The 2,788-nt window shown below is 45.8% G+C and carries 1 pseudogene; it reads right to left on the reverse strand.

Going from position 1 to position 2,788, the window contains the following annotated elements:
* Positions 1–1,690 (reverse strand): annotated as a pseudogene (locus tag AC1DM9_RS34250) (exosporium glycoprotein BclB-related protein); the annotation flags it as partial.
* Between the last annotated feature and the right edge of the window lie 1,098 nt (positions 1,691–2,788).

Here is a 2,788-nt window from a genome sequence, read left to right on the forward strand (position 1 = left end):
TGGCTCCGGTTGCTCCCGTAGTTCCTACAGCCCCAGTTGATCCCGTGGCTCCTGTTACTCCCGTTGCCCCTGTAGTTCCGGTAGTTCCTGCAACACCAGTCGCTCCCGTTGCTCCTACACCAGTTGTACCTGTCACGCCTGAGGCTCCGGTTGCTCCCGTAGTTCCTACAGCACCAGTTGATCCCGTGGCTCCTGTTACTCCCGTTGCTCCGGTAGTTCCGGTAGTTCCTCCAACACCAGTCGCTCCCGTCACTCCTACACCAGTTGTACCTGTCACGCCTGTGGCTCCGGTTGCTCCCGTAGTTCCTACAGCCCCAGTTGATCCCGTGGCTCCTGTTACTCCCGTTGCTCCGGTAGTTCCAGTAGTTCCTGCAACGCCAGTCGCTCCCGTTGCTCCTACACCAGTTGTACCTGTCACCCCTGTTGCTCCGGTTGCTCCCGTAGTTCCTACAGCCCCAGTTGATCCAATGGCTCCTGTTACTCCCGTTGCCCCTGTAGTTCCGGCAGTTCCTGCAACACCAGTCGCTCCCGTCACTCCTACACCAGTTGTACCTGTCACGCCTGTGGCTCCAGTTGATCCCGTAGTTCCTACAGCCCCAGTTGATCCCGTGTCTCCTGTTACTCCCGTTGCTCCGGTAGTTCCGGTAGTTCCTCCAACACCAGTCGCTCCCGTCACTCCTACACCAGTTGTACCTGTCACGCCCGTGTCTCCTGTTACTCCCGTTGCACCTGTAGTTCCGGTAGTTCCTGCAACACCAGTCGCTCCCGTTGCTCCTACACCATTTGTACCTGTCACGCCTGTGGCTCCGGTTGCTCCCGTTGCCCCTGTAGTTCCGGTAGTTCCTGCAACACCAGTCGCTCCCGTTACTCCTACACCAGTTGTACCTGTCACGCCTGTGGCTCCGGTTGCTCCCGTAGTTCCGGTAGTTCCAGCAACACCAGCCGCTCCCGTTATTCCTGTCGCTCCTGTAGTTCCGATAGTTCCTGCAACACCAGTCGCTCCCGTCACTCCTACACCAGTTGTACCTGTCACGCCTGTGATTCCGGTTGCTCCCGTAGTTCCTACAGCCCCCGTTGATCCAGTGGCTCCTGTTACTCCCGTTGCCCCTGTAGTTCCGATAGTTCCTGCAACACCAGTCGCCCCCGTCACTCCCACACCAGTTGTACCTGTCACGCCTGTGATTCCGGTTGCTCCCGTAGTTCCTACAGCCCCCGTTGATCCAGTGGCTCCTGTTACTCCCGTAACACCTATAGATCCTGTGCCTCCAGTTAGACCAGTAACTCCTGTCGGTCCCGTTGCACCTGATACTCCTGTTGTTCCGCCTGTTGCCCCAGTTGCCCCTATTGACCCCGTATATCCTGTAGCTCCCTTTTCACCTGTTGCTCCTACACCCCTGGCTCCAGGCGATCCAGTGACACCAGTAGCTCCTGTAGCTCCTGTAGATCCTTTAATACCCGGATCACATATTACTCCGGCAGATCCCCATAGTCCTCGAGGACCTCGCGGTCCTTTTATGTTTATAGCTATTACTTTTTGTTTTTTTAAACACTTGCGTCTATTTCCCTTGTTTATAGATGATCTTTGTTTTTTACAATCACATTTCCTATGTGCATAACGAGGGCAATTTTTTTTATTACGGCTATAAAACTTTTCTTTAGACAATTTCGTTTTTTTAGCTTTTTTTCTCAAAAAAATGCCCCTCCTTTAGTTCACAGTATGATCATAATTTAAAGACGGAACGGCTAATACACAAATTTTCAATACTGTGTAAGAGGCAAATATCAATATGTATACAAAAACCGTTACACTTTGCCTTTATAAAGTAATAGTGATCTCGTCCCGAATCCATGGATTCCTAAAAAACATCTTGAATAAATCATAGAGGATTCATATAAGGAGATTATCAAAAATAGCAAATTTATCGTATGAATCTTGGAAAAGAAATCATTTGCACAGCCGCATCTCATCAAATAAGTTGAGTAGGATGCTATCCAAAATATTGCTTCACATATTCTATATCAAATATCCAGGTTACTATATTAAATTTAAACTATATTCAGCATCCCATCTCTCTAAATAGTTGCCGAACAGAATAAGTATTTTTCATGTCACTTATGCTTTTGACCTCGGACTTTGAATCTAATTCATTACGTAAGCCTTATCAACCTGAACTAATCGTTAATAACAATAATTCACATAATCATTTGATAATTAAAAAACAGAAAAACCTTTAGAAAAAGAAGTAAGGTATTGGTTTCATATTATGATAAAACCTAATAATTTTGAGGCTTTAATGAAGATGGAGCGTTATTCGAATAGGTTATATTATTCAACAGTTGGATCCAACAACTTGGGTACGATTCCAATTCACTCACCAATATGTTAGTTATACTAAATAGTAATTGTTTGTCTTCGATTTTGTTGACTAAAATTATTAAGTTATTTCGCAAATGAATAATTGCTTGAATGGCTTGTTTTTTTCATAATGAGAAATAAAAAAAGCCACCTGGAAGGGCAATGTCATTAAGTGAAGGTGCAGGACCAAAAACCATGAATAAAGAGTAGGTTATCGAAAAGATAGCCTGCTCTTTTTTTTGAAAAAGTGAAATAGGACTTGAYAYGTAGATGGAAATGTGTRGCGAAGCCCCTTGAAAAAACGAGGGGGTTACGCCAATGAATGAATATGCGAATTCGCTAAAAGAAAAACTGACATCCCTCATACGAGAAATGTCAGTTGCACCAGCACCTTATGTCAAAAACCCTGAAAAAGATTTTACCCGCAAGAAA

The sequence above is a fragment of the Paenibacillus sp. 01T431 genome (genome assembly GCF_056398625.1).